Annotated in this window: 17 protein-coding genes; 8 read left to right on the top strand and 9 right to left on the bottom strand. The window is 57.3% G+C overall.

Translation table 11 applies throughout. The annotated features are described in order from the left end of the window. Window position 1 precedes the first annotated feature (1 nt). Together DG357_RS10300 and DG357_RS10295 are read right to left on the bottom strand one after the other, a co-directional pair. A complete protein-coding gene (locus DG357_RS10300) occupies window positions 2-949 on the bottom strand; it encodes a zinc-dependent alcohol dehydrogenase family protein (RefSeq protein WP_088205358.1) in 948 nt (315 codons plus the stop codon). A gap of 28 nt (window positions 950-977) precedes the next feature. Then, entirely contained in the window at window positions 978-2,003 is a 1,026-nt protein-coding gene (locus DG357_RS10295) for an LLM class flavin-dependent oxidoreductase (RefSeq protein WP_088205357.1), read from the bottom strand. Window positions 2,004-2,180: 177 nt separating this feature from the next. Between DG357_RS10295 and yajD the strand changes: the two genes are divergently transcribed. Then, window positions 2,181-2,528 (top strand): HNH nuclease YajD, encoded by a 348-nt coding sequence (gene yajD, locus DG357_RS10290; protein ID WP_088205356.1) that lies wholly within the window; start codon window positions 2,181-2,183, stop codon window positions 2,526-2,528. Between the two features lie 28 nt (window positions 2,529-2,556). Here yajD and DG357_RS10285 read toward each other — a convergent pair whose 3' ends face one another. Then, window positions 2,557-3,342, bottom strand: a complete 786-nt coding sequence (locus DG357_RS10285) for a MipA/OmpV family protein (protein ID WP_045630210.1) — start codon at window positions 3,340-3,342, stop codon at window positions 2,557-2,559. Window positions 3,343-3,466: 124 nt separating this feature from the next. Between DG357_RS10285 and DG357_RS10280 the strand changes: the two genes are divergently transcribed. The 4 genes from DG357_RS10280 (at window position 3,467) to DG357_RS10265 (ending at window position 9,650) form a co-directional block, all read left to right on the top strand. Beyond that, window positions 3,467-4,162, top strand: coding sequence for a response regulator (locus DG357_RS10280; RefSeq protein ID WP_028012960.1), 696 nt, complete (start codon window positions 3,467-3,469; stop codon window positions 4,160-4,162). Continuing rightward, window positions 4,159-5,355 carry a sensor histidine kinase gene (locus DG357_RS10275; RefSeq protein WP_088205355.1) on the top strand — a complete coding sequence of 399 codons (1,197 nt, stop codon included), beginning with the start codon at window positions 4,159-4,161 and terminating at the stop codon, window positions 5,353-5,355. The genes DG357_RS10280 and DG357_RS10275 overlap by 4 nt, the downstream gene beginning before the upstream one ends. Window positions 5,356-5,433: 78 nt before the next feature. Beyond that, entirely contained in the window at window positions 5,434-6,582 is a 1,149-nt protein-coding gene (locus tag DG357_RS10270; protein WP_063153909.1) for an efflux RND transporter periplasmic adaptor subunit, read from the top strand. Continuing rightward, complete coding sequence (locus DG357_RS10265; RefSeq protein WP_088205354.1) at window positions 6,579-9,650, top strand: efflux RND transporter permease subunit; 3,072 nt, start codon at window positions 6,579-6,581, stop codon at window positions 9,648-9,650. The genes DG357_RS10270 and DG357_RS10265 overlap by 4 nt, the downstream gene beginning before the upstream one ends. A gap of 195 nt (window positions 9,651-9,845) precedes the next feature. On the opposite strand, the gene DG357_RS10260 is transcribed toward DG357_RS10265, so the two are convergent. Continuing rightward, window positions 9,846-10,730 (bottom strand): LysR family transcriptional regulator, encoded by an 885-nt coding sequence (locus DG357_RS10260; protein WP_045261464.1) that lies wholly within the window; start codon window positions 10,728-10,730, stop codon window positions 9,846-9,848. A 136-nt stretch (window positions 10,731-10,866) separates the two neighbouring features. On the opposite strand from DG357_RS10260, the gene DG357_RS10255 reads away from it, so the two are divergent. Continuing rightward, the gene (locus tag DG357_RS10255; protein ID WP_088205353.1) at window positions 10,867-11,847 is read left to right on the top strand and encodes an NAD(P)H-dependent flavin oxidoreductase; all 981 of its coding nucleotides are present in this window, start codon (window positions 10,867-10,869) and stop codon (window positions 11,845-11,847) included. Window positions 11,848-11,930: 83 nt separating this feature from the next. Here DG357_RS10255 and umuC read toward each other — a convergent pair whose 3' ends face one another. Together umuC and umuD are read right to left on the bottom strand one after the other, a co-directional pair. Continuing rightward, the gene (umuC, locus tag DG357_RS10250; RefSeq protein WP_088205352.1) at window positions 11,931-13,193 is read right to left on the bottom strand and encodes a translesion error-prone DNA polymerase V subunit UmuC; all 1,263 of its coding nucleotides are present in this window, start codon (window positions 13,191-13,193) and stop codon (window positions 11,931-11,933) included. Then, entirely contained in the window at window positions 13,177-13,611 is a 435-nt protein-coding gene (umuD, locus tag DG357_RS10245) for a translesion error-prone DNA polymerase V autoproteolytic subunit (protein ID WP_028012955.1), read from the bottom strand. Before umuD ends, umuC begins: the two co-directional genes overlap by 17 nt. A 309-nt stretch (window positions 13,612-13,920) precedes the next feature. Here umuD and DG357_RS10240 point away from each other — a divergent pair, with 309 nt between their 5' ends. After that, the gene (locus DG357_RS10240) at window positions 13,921-14,121 is read left to right on the top strand and encodes a hypothetical protein (protein WP_028012954.1); all 201 of its coding nucleotides are present in this window, start codon (window positions 13,921-13,923) and stop codon (window positions 14,119-14,121) included. 46 nt (window positions 14,122-14,167) lie between these two features. Here the strand turns inward: DG357_RS10240 and DG357_RS10235 are convergent, their stop codons facing one another. After that, window positions 14,168-15,034, bottom strand: a complete 867-nt coding sequence (locus DG357_RS10235; protein WP_028012953.1) for an aldo/keto reductase family oxidoreductase — start codon at window positions 15,032-15,034, stop codon at window positions 14,168-14,170. 143 nt (window positions 15,035-15,177) lie between these two features. Here DG357_RS10235 and tcp point away from each other — a divergent pair, with 143 nt between their 5' ends. Next, on the top strand, window positions 15,178-16,839 hold the full coding sequence (gene tcp, locus DG357_RS10230; protein WP_028012952.1) for a methyl-accepting chemotaxis citrate transducer: 1,662 nt from the start codon (window positions 15,178-15,180) through the stop codon (window positions 16,837-16,839). A gap of 27 nt (window positions 16,840-16,866) precedes the next feature. On the opposite strand, the gene smrA is transcribed toward tcp, so the two are convergent. Both smrA and DG357_RS10220 read right to left on the bottom strand, forming a co-directional pair. Next, a complete protein-coding gene (gene smrA, locus DG357_RS10225; protein ID WP_045630204.1) occupies window positions 16,867-17,430 on the bottom strand; it encodes a DNA endonuclease SmrA in 564 nt (187 codons plus the stop codon). A 355-nt stretch (window positions 17,431-17,785) separates the two neighbouring features. Further along, window positions 17,786-18,697, bottom strand: coding sequence for a LysR family transcriptional regulator (locus tag DG357_RS10220; RefSeq protein WP_047368434.1), 912 nt, complete (start codon window positions 18,695-18,697; stop codon window positions 17,786-17,788). Window positions 18,698-18,730 lie beyond the last annotated feature (33 nt).

Here is an 18,730-nt window from a genome sequence, read left to right as displayed (position 1 = left end):
GTCATTCCGCCATCGACATGAGGGGCTTGCTTGCCCTTCCTCCTTCACGGTAAGCCCTGAGCGCCCTCTGCCAGTCCGTCAGAGGGTACACCGTTCCGGGGCTGTATTCACTGGCGCGCATCCGGGGCCAGATTTGATCGAACTCCGCGCGCCACGCCTCTGCGCTGAGCCCATCCAGATAGTTACGAATATGGAACCACGCCACGCGCGGCAGGGGCCGCTGCTGGCGGAAGGTCTGCCCGGAGAGCAGCCCGTAGCAGACAAATATGCCCTGCTCCGGCAGCACGCTCAGGATCGCTTCCGCCAGCGCCCCGCCGGTTGCATCGTAAACGACGTCGGCACGCGCGGCAACGGAGAGAATCCGCTGCATGTCATGCTGTGCGACAGGAACGATCCCCATCGCCGCCAGCCGTTCAGCGTGAACGGGCGAACGATGAATACCGTACACCGCCTCTGCCCCCGCCAGACGCGCCCACTGCCCGAGCAGGATGGCGCAATCCGAACCGGCGGCCGTGAGCAGCACCCGCTTTCCCCGCGGTGGATAGTGGCTCAACATCATCTGCGCCGCCAGCGGGTTGATATAGGCCCGCGCGGCCAGGCGTGAATCGACATCATCAGGCACGGGGATCGCATACTCTGCCGGGCAATCCGCATAGCGCTGCCAGGTGCCCTGCCCGCGCAGCGGCAGAACGCGTTTACCCGGCAGATGCGCAAAAGACGCGGGCGCCTGAATGACAACGCCGACGCCTTCATACCCCGCGACGGCGGGCAGCGGGGTTCTGTGACGGTAAGCGCCGGTAATGGGAATGAGATCGGACGCGTTCACCGGCGCATACAGCATTTGCACACGGAGGTATCCTGGCGCAAGCGCGCCCGGCGGCGCAGTTTCAGGTTGCAGAACAGATTCTGGCTCGCCAAAACGGCGATACCAGAGGGCCAGATTTTCCATTACGATCTCACGGCTGACGGCGGAATACTTAATCGCGCCAGCCCATTGCCGGTGCGACATGTTTGAGAATGGACTCAATCACGTGCGCATTGTAATCCACACCGAGCTGGTTCGGTACGGTCAGTAATAACGTATCAGCCTCGGCAATCGCCTCGTCCTTCTTCAGCTGTTCAACCAGCTTGTCCGGCTCCGCGGCATAGCTGCGCCCGAAGATCGCGCGCGTTTTTTCATCAAGATACCCAACGCTATCGCTGTCGTTGCGGCTGGCGCCGAAGTACATCCGGTCGCGGTCGTCCATCAGGACAAAAATACTGCGGCTGACCGAGACGCGCGGCTCGCGCGCATGCCCTGCCTCTTTCCACGCCTGACGGTACGCGCGGATCTGTTTTGCCTGCTGAATATGGAACGGTTCGCCGGTTTCGTCGTCTTTCAGGGTTGAGCTTTGCAGGTTCATGCCGAGCTTAGCGGCCCATACCGCCGTCGCATTTGAACCGGCGCCCCACCAGATACGCTCCCGCAGCCCTTCAGAATACGGTTCCAGGCGCAGCAGCCCAGGCGGATTGGGGAACATCGGCTGTGGATTCGGCTTTGCAAACCCTTCGCCGCGCAGCACCTCAAGCAGCACCTCGGTATGACGGCGCGCCATGTCCGCTTCGTTTTCCCCTTCCTGCGGGACATAGCCGAAATGACGCCAGCCATCAATGACCTGCTCCGGAGAGCCGCGGCTGATGCCAAGCTGCAAACGGCCGCCGGAAATCAGGTCCGCCGCGCCCGCATCCTCGGCCATATACATCGGGTTTTCATAGCGCATATCAATCACGCCCGTACCGATTTCAATGGTTTTCGTTTTCGCACCTATTGCCGCCAGCAGAGGGAACGGCGAGCTAAGCTGACGGGCGAAGTGGTGCACGCGGAAATAGGCACCGTCCGCGCCCAGTTCTTCAGCGGCCACGGCCAGGTCGATGGACTGCAGCAGCGTGTCTGCCGCCGAGCGCGTGCCGGACTGCGGAGAAGGCGTCCAGTGACCAAACGATAAAAAACCGATCTTTTTCATAACCCTGTGTCCTGATAATGCGTTGCGTTCTGTCCACTTTACGCATTACCCGGTAAGAATAAATGCCGTTTATTTAACGGAAAGCATCAAATAAATTGACGGAATAGCGGGGTTCGTCATTCCGCTCCATAATGGATATAATATCCCCCACTTTTTTCATGGCAGGTAAAACCGGCAATGGCTCTGATCCCTAAAAACTACGCGCGACTGGAAAGCGGCTATCGCGAGAAAGCATTAAAAATCTATCCCTGGGTCTGCGGACGCTGCTCGCGGGAGTTCGTCTATTCCAACCTGCGTGAATTGACGGTTCACCATATCGATCATGACCATACTAACAACCCGGAAGATGGCAGCAACTGGGAGCTGTTGTGCCTGTTTTGCCACGATCACGAGCATTCAAAATACACCGAAGCGGATCAGTACGGCACCACCGTAGTCGCCGGTGAAGACGCGCAAAAAGACGTGGGTGTCGCCACGTTTAACCCGTTTGCCGATTTAAAAACGATGATGGATAAGAAGAAATAATCTTCTCGTCCGCTCGTGCTCCGCGATTTTAAAATGTCCAGGTGATAGCGGCGGTTGCAGACCCCTCATTACGCCGCATCACTATTGGGCTTTCATTCGCATGGTCGCCAAGCCAGGTATAGTCCGCGCTCAGGACCGTTCCCCAGTGAGCATCGAACTGATGGCTCCAGGTCAGGCTGGTGTCGACGCCATAAAATCCCCCCGGCGCTGAATAGCGGCGATAGCCGGTGCGGCGGCTCTGCTGCTCGCTGACCCCATACCAGGTATTCAGATAACGGCTGTCGCCAAACAGAGCCGCAGACTGAAGGGCGATCGTGTCCTCGCTGTTTTGTAGGGGAATCAACGTAACGGACGCCTGATAACTTACGCCCTGGCTGTCCGTTAACGGTAGCGTCGCCTTACCCTCAACGCTTAGCCAGGACGCAGCCTGCCAGCCGACGGCCAGGCCGGTATTCAGGGTGGCATCAATGTCCCCCATCCCCTTCAGATTGTTTGCGCCCTCACGCCAGCCAGAATTTTTCTCTGCCCTCCCGAGGTCGTAACCCAGCGTATGTTCCAGGTACCAACCGCTGTCGTTTTGCAGGTCATATCCCACTCCTTTTTGTGCATCAATAAAGAAAGCACCCTTGCGCCCCTGCAGCACAGGAACCACCTGCCACACCTGCTTGTCTGAGCCTGAATAACGGGGGGCATAGTGACCGCCCAGCCCGACGGTTAAAGAGCCGGAAGCGGCGTCATCATCCGCCTGCACACCTGAGGCAACGGCCATCAGAAGCGGAACGGTCATATACAGGCCTTTTTTTATCGCTATCATACTGTTCTCCACGCAGACGCTGGCGTCTGCTGATTCAGGGTCTGCCACACAATGTTGGCGCAGTATGGTTTGGCTAAATCAATGAATCGTCGGGATAGTGTTAAGAAACGGTCAAGGTGAACGGATGTTGTCCAGAAGAGTGCTGATTATTGAAGATGACGCCGATGCGGCTGGCGTGCTTGAAGCCTATTTACGTCGTGAAAATTACGATGTCACCATTACCGGAGACGGTCTTTCCGGGCTGGATATGGCGCAGCGGTGGAAACCCGACCTCATCCTGCTGGACGTGATGCTGCCCGGGCTTAACGGCACCGAAGTGCTGGCCGGACTGCGTCGTAAAAGCGATGTACCGGTGATCATGGTCACCGCCATGGGCGACACCCCCGATCGCATTGGTGCCCTGCGGTACGGTGCCGATGATTATGTTGTGAAACCCTATCATCCGGGAGAAGTCGTGGCTCGCGTACAGGCGGTGCTGCGACGCAGCAGTAAAAAAGAGACAGACGACGAGATCCTTCGCTGGCAAACGCTGGAGGTGGATGTGGCCGCCATTGTGGCGAGCGTGGATAACGGCGGCGACGCGCCCGTGATGCTCGATCTTACGCCAACGGAATTCTCGCTTCTGGCAACGCTGCTGCGCTCTCCCGCACGCCCCTTTTCCCGTCAGTACCTGCTGGAACACTGTCTGCCGGAAAGCGAGGCGCTGGAGCGCGTGGTGGACACCCATATTTATAACCTGCGTAAAAAACTCGAAGCGGCGGGTATTTCCGGCGTGTTGATTAACGTTCGCGGCGTGGGATACAGGTTCAGACAACCATGATAAAAAACCGGCACTCCTCTCTCTGGCGCTGGATTTGCGCGCGTATCCTGGCACTGGCCATCGGCAGCGTGATCGTCATTGCCACCTGCATGTGGCTACGTTATGCGGTACAGAACTACTGGATAATGGGCAGAATGCCAGCGGCGGTCCGGCAGGAATTTCTGACGCTCAGCCAGAACCCACAGGCCGATCCGGCCCGCTTCCACAGCATTGTGGATACCTGGTGGGGGCTGAGTTATTCCACGCCATCCATCGCCTCTGCGGACTGGGTTACGGTGGCCCTGCTGGTGCTGGTGATGATCCCGTTTATTGTGGTGATGGGGTTAAAACACGCCCGACCGCTGGCGCTGCAGTTCAGCCGTCTTCGCGATGCCGCCAAAGATGTCGCCGACGGGCAGTTTGGCCGTCAGGCTGAACTGGTCAAGGATGCGCCAGCGGAAATGGTCAGCTTTGCAAACGACTTTAACTCCATGACGGGGCAACTCGCCCGCTATGAAAAAGAGCTCCGCGCCTCGCACGTCGCGATGGCGCACGAGCTGCGTTCGCCCCTGACGGCCGCCATTGGTCGTCTGCAGGGCATGTTGGACGGTGTGTTTGATGCCAGCCCGATGCAGCTGGAAATGGTGATGAAACAGCTTCAGCATCTTAATCGCCTGACCGATGAGCTTCACCTTCTCTCGTTAGCGGACGCGGGAAATCTGGTGCTGGAAGAGCAGGCCTTTTCTCTGGATGAGCTTATTCAGGAGCGGGCGGCCTGGATCATGCCGCAGGCCGAAGCGCATCATTTTACGATTACGCTGCGTAACCCGCGTACGTGCCCGTTCAGAGGCGATGCGTTCCGCATGGGGCAGGTATTTACTATCCTTATTGAAAATGCACTACGCTACGGGCGCGAAGGCGGCCATCTTGAGGTGGCGCTGCACTACGCCAGCAGGCATTACGCCATTGAATTTCACGATGACGGACCGGGCGTATCCCCCCAGTTCTTACCGGACATGTTTAAGCGCTTTAGCCGTGAGGAGCAGTCCCGCGCGCGGCATTCCGGCGGCAGCGGCCTCGGTTTGTCTATCGCCCGGGCGATTTGTCAGGCACATAGGGGCACGATCGAGGCCTCATTACCGGAAACGGGCGGCCTTGCTGTGCGTATTTTGTTACCCTGGCAGCCGTCCGGTAATAAAAATATCCACTCTTGATAAACCCTTGACAGAACATCGAATCTTTCTCGACGTAGCGCACATTTAATAACGCCCTCATCTTTATGGAGCGGCGTTATGTCAGACGAATTTGTTCTCTCCCTCCGCCACTGCCTGCACCATCTGTACGGCGTGGCGCGCACTCTTTCCTGGGTAAATTTTCTCCCTCTGGTCCTGCTCGCGCTGGTGATTTTTCCGCTCACCGGCTGCGGTGACAAACAGGAAAATAAGCCTGCCCCAGTGCGTAAGGTGCGCTACGTCGTCGTACGTACAGCCCAAACCCTCCCCGCGCTGGAAAGGACCGGTGAGATCCATGCCCGCGATGAAACGACGCTGAGCTTTCAAACCGGGGGGCGAATACTGACGCGCAGCGTTGATATTGGCGATCGGGTTAATGCCGGACAGCTGCTGGCCACACTTGAAAATACCACCGGACAAAATCAGCTCGACAGCGCAACGGCCGACTATGAAGGGGCCACAGCCTCAGCGCAGGTTGCCGCGCTTAACGTCAGCCGAATGCAAAAGCTCATGCCGACGGGCGCAATAGCCCGCACGCAACTCGACAGCGCCCGCGCGGACTGGCTTGTCGCCCGCGCGCGATTAAAAAGTAGCGAGGCCGCGTGGCGTAACGCCCGCGAAAGCCTTGGCTGGACGCGCCTTATCGCTCCACAAACCGGCACGATCACCGAGGTGAGCGCCTCTGCGGGCCAGGTTGTCAGCGCGGGACAGACGGTGCTTACGCTGGCAACCGGCGAAGCCCGCGACGTAGCGTTTGATATCGCCACGCCCGATGCGATACCGCCGCTGGATAAGGCGGAATTGCGGGTTTCCCTGCTCAGCGCCCCGTCGATACAGGCATCTGCCGTGCTGCGGGATATCACCCCGCAGGCCGATCCTCAGACCCGCACCTGGCGCGTCAGAGCCACCCTGATAAACCCGCCAGCGGCGCTAGCGCTGGGTGCCAGCGTCACCGTCACCCTGCCCTCGACTGGCCCGCGAGGTTACGTCATTCCCGCATCGGCGCTGAGCCGAACAGGAGATAGACCGGCGGTGTTCGTGATTAACCCGCATTCGCAGGCGCAGCTGCGCGCGGTGGTGCCTGCCTGCTATACGGCCTCCTCGGTGATTATCGCCTCCGGCCTTGAGCCAGACGACCGGGTGATTACGGCTGGCGTGAGCAAACTCCGTTCCGGAGAGCCGGTGGTACCCGGGGAGGTTCAGCCATGAACACGAAACCGGAAGCGAAATTTAACCTGTCCGCATGGGCGCTTAACCATCAGCAGATGGTCAGTTTCTTCATGCTGCTGATCGTGGCGATGGGCGTGTTCTGCTATGAAAAACTGCCGCGTAATGAAGATCCGGTTTTTACCATTAAAACGGCGGTCGTCTCCGCGCAGTGGCCGGGCGCGTCCGTAACGGACACCACCCGTCTGCTGACCGATACGCTTGAAAAAAAGCTGCAGGAAACGCCCTGGCTTGATTATCTCGAAAGTGAAACCCGTGCCGGGAGCACGGTTATCCATTTGAATCTCCGTGACAATACCCCACCGCAAAAGGTGCAGGACATCTGGTATCAGATCCGCAAAAAAATGCAGGACATCGCGCCGTCTTTACCGGAAGGCGTTCAGGGCCCGGCCGTGAACGACGAATTTGACGATACGTTCGGCACGATTTACGGCTTTATTCCCGACGGCTATACCTTACGGGAAGTGCGGGATCGCGTTGAGACAATACGTCGTGAGCTCGCCTCCTTGCCAGATATCGGCAAAACCACCCTGCTGGGCGAACAGCAGGATCAGATGGTTCTCGCCTTTTCTCCGGCCCGTCTGGCGGGTATGGGACTGGATATTCAGGCGGTCGCCGATGCGCTGCGGGCGCAAAACGCGGTTGTCCCAGCTGGCGTTATGCGTACCGGGCAGGAGAACATCGCGATCAAGGTCAGCGGGGCGCTCACGTCCGAAGAGAGTTTACGCGCCGTCACGCTGCACATTAACAATCGCTATATTCCGCTGACCGATATCGCCACTGTCACCCGGGAAGCCGCCGAGCCACCGGCCCCCGCGTACCGGGTAAACGGCAAACCGGCCATCGGGCTGGCGGTGTCAATGGCGCCAACGGGCAACATGCTGCGTTTTGGCGCCGCGCTGAACGCCAGAATGACAGTCCTCAGCGCCGGGCTGCCGCACGGTATTGAGATGGTGAAAGTTGCCGATCAGTCGGCGGTGGTCAGTGACGCGGTAAGTGGTTTTGTCCGGGTGCTTATTGAAGCTGTTGTTATCGTGCTGGCGGTTTCATTTGTCTCGCTGGGTTTGCGGGCGGGGCTGGTGGTGGCTGCGGCCATTCCGCTGGTGCTCGCCATGACATTTGCCGGCATGATGCTCGCCGGCATCGGGCTTCAGCGTATCTCGCTTGGGGCGCTGATCATTGCGCTGGGTCTGCTGGTGGATGACGCCATGATCGCCGTCGAAACGATGGTCTCCCGTCTGGAAGCCGGAGATTCCCGTCGGCATGCGGCCACCCATGCATTCAAAACGACGGCCTTCCCGATGCTCACCGGAACCCTGGTGATGATTGCCGGGTTTATTCCCGTTGGTTTTGCGGCCTCCAGCGCCGGTGAATATTGTTTTTCCCTGTTTGCGGTAGTGCTGATTGCCCTGCTCTGCTCCTGGGTTGTCGCGATCCTGTTTTCGCCGCTGACGGGTACGTGGCTGCTGCCGGAGAAGGTCAGACATCGCGCGGCAGGCCCTGGAAGGATCGCGCGCGGGTACGGGCGGCTTTTAGGGCTGGCGCTACGTCACCGGCTCGCCACCGTGCTGATTGCGCTTTCCGCGCTGGGGCTGTCCGTGTACGGCACGACGTTTATGCAGGGTGAGTTCTTCCCCGCGTCGGACCGGCCTGAGCTGCTGGTCAGCCTGACGCTTCCGGCCAACGCGTCGCAGCCCGAAACGTTAAGAGAGGTGGAAAAGCTGGAACACGCGCTGGCCGGCAACAGCAATATCGAGCGCTACTCGACGTACGTCGGGTCAGGAGCCATCCGTTTTTACCTGCCGATGGACGTGCTGCTGGAAAATGAAAACATCGCCCAGATTGTGGTGGTGGCGAAGGATCTTCAGGCGCGGGATCGTCTGCATGGGCAGTTGAACAGGCTGCTGGCGGCGCAGTTTAGCGACATCATCACGCGCGTGTCGCCCCTGGAGCTTGGGCCGCCCGTCGGCTGGCCAATCAAATACCGGGTGAGCGGGCCTGATTATCGGCAGGTCCGGGCGCTTGCGAACCGTCTGGCCGACGCGATTGGCCAATCGCCGCTGTCGCGCGAGGTTAACCAGACGGCCGGAGAGCCGGAGAGGATCATTACTCTGAAGGTGAATCAGACGGCGGCCAGGGCGGCAGGAATATCGTCAGAAGCTCTCGCCCGCACCTTGAATACCCTCTGGTCCGGCAGCGTTGTCACCTCGGTCAGGGATAACGATCGCCTTGTCGACGTGGTGCTACGGGCCACGGACAATGAACGTCACAGCACCGCCACCCTCTCCTCGCTGACCGTTCAGGGGAATGACGGTAAAAAAATTCCGCTCAGCGCCGTCGCGACGCTGGTCTGGAACGTGGACGATCCGGTCATCTGGCGTCGACAGCGGTTGCCTTTTATTACGGTGCAAACTGACCTCGCGCCGGGGCTGAGGGCCGAAGCGGTATCGGCGGCGCTGCGTCCGGCGATCGACACGCTGCGCGCGGAGCTGCCTGCCGGTTACAGCATAGAAGAAGGCGGCGCGGTTGCCGAATCAGATAAGGGGAACAGCTCCGTTTTTAGCGTTCTTCCGGTGACGCTTGTCATCATGTTGATGCTGCTGATGCTTCAGTTGCGCCGATATTCCCGGATGCTGCTGGCGCTTCTGATGGCCCCGTTTGGTTTACCGGGGATCGTGCTGGCTATGCTGCCCGGCGGCACGCCGATGGGATTTGTCGCGCTGCTGGGCGTCATCGCCCTGGCGGGGATGATCGTGCGTAACGCGGTGATACTGATTAGCGAGGTAGACAGTAATCTTACTCAAGGGATGGCAAACGATGCCGCGATTGTGGCGGCCGCGGAGCATCGGGCCAGACCCATCTGTCTGACCGCCTGCGCCGCCATTCTGGGCATGATTCCGATCTCTCATCAGGTATTCTGGGGGCCAATGGCCTATGCGATTATCGGCGGGCTGCTGGTCGCGACGCTGGTAACGCTGACCGTATTACCCGCGTCGTTTAGCCTGCTGTTACAGTGGGGGAGTCAGCGCAAAGCCGCAGAAGAAAGGTGAGCTGAGGCTCAATCGTTCCCCGGCAGATTACACAGCAGTCAGCGCAAAACGGTTCCTCAGGATCCGGGGGATCTCATCCTCCGTCAGCTGCTGCGGCTAAACTGCGCAAACGAACCCACGCCTCACCTGCTGAATGCCATGAAACAGACTGGCGCGCGGTGTCATGAACTGGCGGGCTCCTCTCCGGTGGCGGTTTTACACTAAACTTTCCAGCCACTCGGTAAAGGCCCGCACCTTGCGGGAGAGATGGCGGTGTGGATAGAGAAGCGACAATTTACGATCCGGGGAGCGATGCTCCGGTAACACTTCAACCAGTTGGCCGCGGTCAATATAGGGCTGCAGAAAAAGATTCATCCCCTGTATTAACCCTAACCCGGCCAGGCCCGCCGCGATGTAGGCTTCGGAGTTATCCACGACCAGCTTGCCGGGCAGCGTTATTTCCGCAATGCCTTCTGGCGTAGTAAACGTCCAGGGTTGAATTTTTCTGCTGTTGTTATTAATCCAGTTGATGGCCTGATGTTTGTATAAATCATCCAGCGTTTCTGGCGTACCGTGTTTTGCCAGCCAGGCCGGGCTGGCACAGGTCGTGATTTTAATGTTCCCGATTTTGCGCGCGACATAGTCACCATCGTCCAGCTCCCCCACTCGCAGCACGCAGTCCAGGCCATCGCGCAGCATATCCCGACGGCGGTCAGAGCTGCTCAGTATGATGTCGATTTCAGGATGCTGCCGATAAAAATCCGGCAGGTTGGGTATGACCCTCAGCGCCGCAAAAGCGATGGGCATATCCACCCGCAACTGACCGTGTATTGCCCGGCCAGTGCCAAACGACTCCAGTAAATCGTCCGCCTGCGCCAGCAGGGGTTTACTTCGGCGATAAAACGCCTCGCCGTCCGGCGTCAGGCTAATCCGCCGCGTTGTTCTCTGCAGCAAACGCGTGCCGCTGTGCTGCTCCAGATGCTGTAACGCTTTGGTGACCGCCGGACGGTGGATCTGCAGATTTTCCGCCGCCTGGGTCAGGCTGCCCGACTCGACAATTTCAATGAAAACTCTAATCGATTCAAAGAGATTTAGTTGCATTGGTTGTCTCTTTTGCCGTCACAGGAATGTCAGGATTGTTACTTATTTTATAACAGTGATGAATCTTTTTGGCTATTTTTCCTAACAATCTTCCGCCCTACACTCTCCTCCATTCAAACGTGAGGAATGTTCTGCTATGAAAAATAACCGTATCTGTCAGATCCTGGGGATCGAAAAGCCTGTTATTCAGGGACCGTTATCCTGGCTTACTGATGCCCGTTTAGTGGCCGCGGTCAGCAATGCAGGAGGACTCGGCGTGCTCGGCCCCAACGCAGGGTTAACCGCCGATACCGCGGTCTCCACGCCGGAAGAAACCGCCGAAAAAATGCGGGAAGAAATTCGCAAAACCAAACGGCTGACCGAAAAACCCTTCGGCGTGAACCTGATCCCCACCGCCGTTAACGACGTCTGGACCGGGCCAATTCTTAAGGTGATAAAAGAGGAAGGCGTCAGGGCCGTGGTGTATACGGGCTATGGTGAAGGCAGCATTATTCCTGCGCTGTTCAATGAGTTAAAAGAGGCGGGTATCGCCATTATCTACCGCGACATCAATCCCACGCCGGAGAACACCCTTCTGGCTGAAAAAATGGGAGCAGACATTATCGTCGCCACCGGTTTTGACGAGGGCGGGACGCTACCCGCAACGGCGCTGGGTACCTTTTCCATCGTGCCGCTGATTGCCGATGCCGTGAAGCATGTTCCGGTGATGGCGGCGGGCGGTATTACCGATCGCCGCACCGCCAGAGCGGCGCATGCGTTAGGTGCGGAAGGCGTGTTTGCCGGTTCGGTCTTTATCAGTACCGTAGAAAGCCGCGTGCCGCAGGAGGTCAAAGAGAAAATTGTTGCCGCCAACGGCCTGGACCTGCTGCTTTTCCGCACCGTCCCTCACTACTATTGTTCTCTCCCCGGCAAGCTGGCGGATAAACTGGCGGCGATGGATAAAGCTGGCGCAAGCAATGAAGCGCTGGGCAAGGCGATGGGAGGATTGCGGGGCCTGCGCCTGGGCATGCTGGAAAATAACACCGATGAAGGTTATATCGCGCTCGGCACGGGGATCGGGAATATCCGCAGCGTGAGAAGCGTGGTCGAGGTTGTCGATGCGTTAACGGTTGAGTAAGCCCTTAACCCTGATGCTATGGACGCTGCACAGGAGCGGCGTCCGTAAACCGTCTTCGGCTCTTTGTCACACATAGCCGCCTTTCATCTCGCTACCGGCAAATCCGCGTACCGCGTCGTATAGGCCGGTGACAGCATCTCCCGCTTCATCGCCCAGGCTTTCTCAATCCCCTGCCCGGCAAACCATATTTTCCCTTTGCCGGAATGATTTAAGCTGTCGATGGTTTGCATCAGCGCGGCGCTGTTGGCGCTCGGGCGGTTATCGTCAAACAAATTCAGCTGGGCAACGCCGCTGCTGAAAAAGTCTGCCAGCATCACCCCCGCTTTCATATAGCGATATCCGTCAAGCCAGATACGACCCAGCGCCTCAGTGGCGGCACGAATGATATCGCGCGAATCATTGGTGGGCGTCATCAGGGTGACGGAAGCCTGATTCCCGTAATAAATTTCGTTGTCGGCATGCGGGCTGGTGCGCACAAACACGCTGATAAAGCGGCAATACTGATGCTCGCCACGCAGTTTTTCCGCAGCACGTTCTGCATAGGCGCAAATGGCCTGATGCATCTCCTCGTACTGCGTAATACGGTGTCCAAACGAACGACTACAGATAATTTGCTGCTTCGTGGGAGTAAACTCTTCCAGATCGAGGCAGGGCTCACCTCGAAGCTCGCGCGCCGTGCGCTCCATTACCACGTTAAAATGTTTGCGGATGACCCAGGATGACGCTTCCGCCAGCTCCAGCGCCGTGGTTATCCCCATCGCGTTAAGCTTTTTCGTGATGCGTCGTCCTACGCCCCACACCTCCTCCACCGGAACCTTTGCCAGCAGCTTACGCTGCCGTCCACGATCCGAGAGATCGACCACGCCACCGGTGGCTGACCACCGCTTCGCCGCATAGTTGGCCAGCTTCGCCAGCGTTTTAGTCGGCGCAATCCCGACGCCCACGCTTAAGCCTGTGTTTTTAAAGACCTGCGTACGCATCTGATGACCGAATGCTTCCAGCGAGATGCAGTTGCTGACACCCGAAACGTTCACAAATGCTTCATCGATGGAGTAGATCTCAATGGCCGGCGCGAGATCGGTCAGCGTCTGCATCACCCGGCTGCTGAGATCGGCATACAGCGCATAGTTGGAGCTAAAGACGTAAACCCGCGACGGATACCCCTTCTCTTTGAATTTAAAATAGGGCTCCCCCATTTTTATGCCGAACTGCTTTGCCTCCCGCGACAGCGAAATAATACAGCCGTCGTTATTGGACACCACCACGATGGGCTTACCCACCAGATCGGGGCGAAACACCCTCTCGCAGGAGGCATAGAAGCTATTCACATCAACCAGCGCGAACATGTTTATGCGTTTTGAGCGTATGAGTGACGACACCGAAGATTTGCAGCTCCTCTTCGGACTGAAAGGCGATCGGCTGATAGCGGGCATTACGCGGCAGCAGCCGCAGAACCGGGCGGGTCTGTAGCTCTTTCACCGTAAACTCGCCGCCGACCGACGCCACAACAATGTCCCCGTGCTCGGCATTTAACGAGCGGTCTACCACCAGCAGATCGCCGTCGCTAATCCCTGCGCCGATCATGGAGTCCCCGCTCACTTTGATAAAGTAGGTCGCACTGGGGTGCCTGACCGCCAGCCGGTTAAGATCGAGACGATCCTCCACATAATCCTGCGCAGGGCTTGGAAAGCCACAGGCAACACGCTCAAGATATAAAGGTAATTCAATAAGTTGCTTTGGATGATAAGAAAAGAGAGTGTCCATAAATGCCTTTCCCGCCAGATACTGTATATAAACACAGTATTACGGATTACGGCACAGGATCAAGGTCATTTCCGACAAAGACCGCAAACGCGTTGAAGTTTGAGCGGATTTAATTTAGCAACCTCTCCTGCTGGCGATCGCAGATGGGCCAACCAAAAGTCATAAAAAAGTCATTAGAAAACACTTCAAAATCACTTTATGTGAAAAAAGATCATAAAATCACTATGCAAACACTATTAATTGACTTCGATATCAGAATGACGCATATTTTAGGGCACGAATTATCAAGACTTTTGGAGGACGTTTTCTATGCCAGCCCGTGACTATCCCGACAAGCGAGTTGCCCGCGGTTTAGCAAAGGAGGCCGATCTCAGGATGTTGAGCGCCCGCATTGAGCCTGACCTGATGGAATACATCAGAATCACCGCCTTTGAGACGCGAAAAAGCAAGCAGGAAATTGTGGCAGAAGCGTTAGCGCTTCACAGACAAAAAAGTCAATGCGGAGTCTGAGCAGGCAAAGCCTGGAAGTGTCCTTCCGGCTTTGCCCATGCTGTGATTAACCCATCAGCGCATTCAGTTTTTCAAGTGCTTCAGGCGGCAATTGCACCTCTCCCGCCGCGAGGTTTTGCCGCAGATGCGCCACGGATGACGTGCCGGGGATCAGCAGGATGTTCGGCGACCGTTGCAGCAGCCATGCCAGCGCAACCTGCATCGCCGTTGCGCCCAGGGAATCCGCGACGGCCTGCAGGCCGGTGGACTGCAGTGGCGTGAAGCCTCCCAACGGGAAGAACGGCACATACGCAATCCCCTGCTGCGCCAGTAAATCCACCAGCGCATCGTCGCCACGGTTCACAATGTTGTACATGTTCTGCACGCAGACGACCTGCACCATCTTCCGCGCTTCCGCCACCTGCGTGGCCGTGACGTTGCTCAGACCAATGTGGCGTACCAGCCCCTGCTGCTGTAATTCTGCGAGGGTGGAAAGCGGTTCAGCAATCGATCCTTCTGCCGGGCCGTGTGCGCTAAACATGATCCGCAGGTTCACCACGTCCAGCACATCCAGCTTCAGGTTGCGCAGGTTGTCATGCACCGCCTGGGTCAGCTCCTGCGCGGAAAAGGCCGGCAGCCAGGCCCCTTTGTCATCGCGACGGGCACCGATCTTGGTGACGAGGGTAAGATCGTCCCGGTAAGGATGAAGCGCCTCGCGGATCAGCTGGTTCGTCACATGCGGGCCGTAAAAATCGCTGGTATCGATATGATTCACACCCGCCGCCACGGCTTCGCGCAGCACGTCCAGCGCGGCCTGTTTATCCTTCGGCGGGCCAAATACGCCCGGCCCGGCAAGCTGCATTGCCCCGTAGCCCAGTCGTTTAACCGTTCGCGTTCCTAGCGCGTACGTCCCGCTTTTATCAATGCTGCTCATGTTAACCTTCCTCATAAAATGATCCGGATTTACAACAGGTTCCTGACCGAAGCCCTAAGTTAAGCGCGAGTTAAATTAAAGTTTAAATTCTATACGACGATAGTATGGGTGTACCTCTGCATCTTTTCTAACGGACGACCGCTATGCTGAAAAATCTGCACGTGATTACCGGAATTATCTTTGCCCTCACCATATTCTGTCTGCTGCAAGTTGTCACGGGAGGGTTGTTCTACTCTGCCGTCAGCAACGATCGCCATAACTTCCAGAACTCCGGCGTGCTGAATGCCCAGCAGGAAAGCCTGAGCGACAGCGTGAACACGCTGGTGAAAACGCGCGTTACCGTCACCCGCGTGGCAATCCGCTACCTGAAGAACCAGCGCGACCCGGCATCCCTTGCCGCGATTAACAAACTGCTCGGCACCGCAGGCGACTCGCTGGCTAAAGCTGAAGCCTATAACAAAGAATGGCAGAAAATGCCGCAGGTTAACGGCCAGAATGCGGCGTTAACCGACGAGATGCAGAAGTCATGGAATCAGATGCACGAGGTGATGCGTTTGTCGATTGAGTATCTGCGTGCCGACAACTACCAGGCCTATGGCGATCTGGACGCTCAGCAGGCCCAGGACGACATGGAAGCGGTCTATAACCGCTGGCGCGCCGAAAACAACACGCTGCTGAAGGCGGCAACCGAAGAGAACCAAAGCAGCTTCACGCAGATGCAGTGGACGCTGGCAGCCATTTTCCTGGCCGTTATCGCCGTGCTGGTGGTGATCTGGCAGGGTTTACAGCACCTGCTGTTAAAACCGCTCAACGCCATCATGAACCATATTCGCGCCATTGCGGGAGGCGATCTGACGCAGGATATCACCCTCTCTGGCCGCAATGAGATGGGCCAACTGGCGGCTGGCCTGCACGAGATGCAGCAGTCGCTGGTGACGACCGTCAGCGCCGTACGCGGCAGCACCGACTCCATCTACACCGGCGCGGGTGAAATTGCCGCAGGGAGCAACGATCTCTCCGCCCGCACCGAAGAGCAGGCCTCCTCGCTCGAAGAGACAGCCGCCAGCATGGAAGAGCTGACCGCAACGGTTAAACAGAACTCCGATAACGCCCGTCAGGCGACGCTGCTGGCGAAGAATGCCTCTGAAACAGCGGCTCGCGGCGGCCACGTCGTGGATAACGTGGTGCGCACCATGAACGAAATTGCCGACAGTTCGCAGCAAATCGCTCATATTACCGGCGTGATTGACAGCATTGCGTTCCAGACCAACATTCTGGCGCTTAACGCCGCGGTGGAAGCCGCGCGCGCAGGCGAGCAAGGCCGCGGGTTTGCGGTTGTCGCCGGTGAAGTTCGTACGCTGGCCAGCCGCAGCGCGCAGGCGGCCAAAGAGATCAAAGGGCTTATTGAGAACTCCGTCAGCCGGGTGAACACCGGTTCTGAGCAGGTCAGCGAAGCGGGCGCGACCATGAAGGAGATTGTCGCCGCCGTCACCCGCGTCACCGATATCATGGGCGAGATTTCGTCCGCATCGGATGAACAGAGCCGCGGAATTGAGCAGGTGAGCCTGGCCGTGTCGCAGATGGACAGCGTAACGCAGCAAAACGCCGCGCTGGTGCAGCAGTCCGCCACGGCGGCAGCGGCGCTGGAAGATCAGTCCGAACAGCTGCGTCAGGCCGTGGCCGCGTTTCGTCTGAACGGTAAAGCAAACGCCACCGCCCCGCGCCCGGCCAACGTTAAAACACCGCAGCTGCTGCGTCCGGCAACGGCTAACGCCACCCCCGACAGTAACTGGGAAACCTTCTAAGCCTCAGGCGGGCGAAGATATCGCCCGCTAACGGCTACGCTTGGCGTGCCGTTCCCAGTTCTCCTGCTTCGCGTCGTCGGATTTTCGCAGGGAAACATAGCAAGCCCCGCTGCCGCCGTGATGCGGCAGCGCCACGCAGAACGCCTGCACTTCCTCGAACTCGGTTAACCAGCGTGCCAGATAGCTACGCACCACATTAGGATGCGAATTTTGCTCGCGCCCTTTCCCGTGGATGATGATGAGGTTACGTAATCCGTCACGACTGGCCTGGCGAATAAAGGAATACAGCATCTGGCGGCAGCGTTCAGCGGGCTGACGCAACAGATTTAAGCTGGCCTGTCGGGAGTATTTACCCGAACGCAGCTTATCAATAACGCCCTGCTGGACGCCTTCGCGCTGGAACGCCAGCGGCTCGTCAAGCGGCAATAGCTCAAGGAAACCCAGGGTCAGAAAGTTGTCGAGCTGTTCGGTATCGATGTCCTGGCGAGCCCGGGTATTACGGCTTTGCTGCCAGTGGATATCGGTGCAGCGTTTCAGGGGCTGGACATCCTCCATGGCGTCAAGAAAAAGGGATTTGTCGTCAGGGTTCATGGAAATCCTCCGGCTACATCTGGGCTTGTACTATACCTGCGCCAGACAGGTGTCTCAATAACCCTTAGAAGATGAGGCACGAGATAAATATTAACCCGATGAATATATATAGTCATTATAAAATGTACTTAAACCTGACTTAACTAAAACCCCAACAACAGTAAAATAGGTGATTTGCGTTAAATTTTTCTAAAATCAGTCATTCACCTTCCTTTCATTTTTCGGGAAAGGTGTTATAACTAAATTTACCTGCCTCATGGATATAATACCCAGGACTTGCGAAAGGACGCACTGCTGTGTGTACTATAGGGTCTGTCTGATGTCGGGCAGACTCTGTTTTTTTATTATGCGACATTCACTCTGAAACTATTTTCCTCGCCTCCCTTCTGAATTGCGTAATTAATGATTCGGCAAGCGGAGTTTGACGAGAATCCCGGCGCTGAATTAAATAATATGCGGCTTTTGGAAGCGACTCGGCAACCGGAAGAATGACCAGACGGTGCGCCAGCAGCGGATCACAGCCTAACTCCTGCGGAAGGATACTTAAAAAATCACTTTGTGCAACAAGGCTAATGCAGGAAGAAAAGGTTTCGCACACTACGCCAATCCGCGGTATTTGCGAGCGGTGGCTAAATAGATCTTCTAATTGTTTATAATAACTTCCCCGCGGCGTTGGCATTGTCCAGTTATAATGCAGCAGATCGTTAATGGATGTTGCCCCTGTCGCCGGATGCCCTTCCCGGCAAAATACCGCAAACGGTTTTTCGAAGAGTTTTTCAAACGTAAATTCATGGTCGTAAGGCCCCTGATAATAGGTGTTAATGGTGAAGTCCAGTTCGCCCTGGCGTAATTCATTGATCATCGACACCAGCTGCCCTTCCATAATTCGCACTTTAACCTGCGGGTGCTGGGCGTGAAAACGGGTGATGACGGCGGGCATCAGGCTGCGTGACACGCTGGCCCCCATCCCGATATTGATCTGCCCGGCCAGATCTCCCTGCCGCTGGCGAATGTCATCCTGCGCCGCACGCAGCTCTTCCAGAATCAGCCTGGCGCGCTGGTAAAACCCTTCCCCGCACTCCGTCAGCGCAACGCCTTTACTCCGGCGAACAAAAAGCTGCGCCGCCATGCCCTCCTCCAGCTCTTTGATGGATTTGGTCAGCGCCGGCTGCGAGAGATTCAGCGTCCGGCTGGCACCGCGAATGCTGCCCTGACGCGCCACTTCAACAAACGCCCGGATTTGATGAAATTTAATCTGAAATGACATAGCCCAACCGATAACCGTTGTTTATCAGAGTAA

This window comes from Enterobacter bugandensis (assembly GCF_900324475.1).
GTDB classification, from domain to species: domain Bacteria; phylum Pseudomonadota; class Gammaproteobacteria; order Enterobacterales; family Enterobacteriaceae; genus Enterobacter; species Enterobacter bugandensis.
This window is presented reverse-complemented; position numbering and strand designations above follow the sequence as displayed.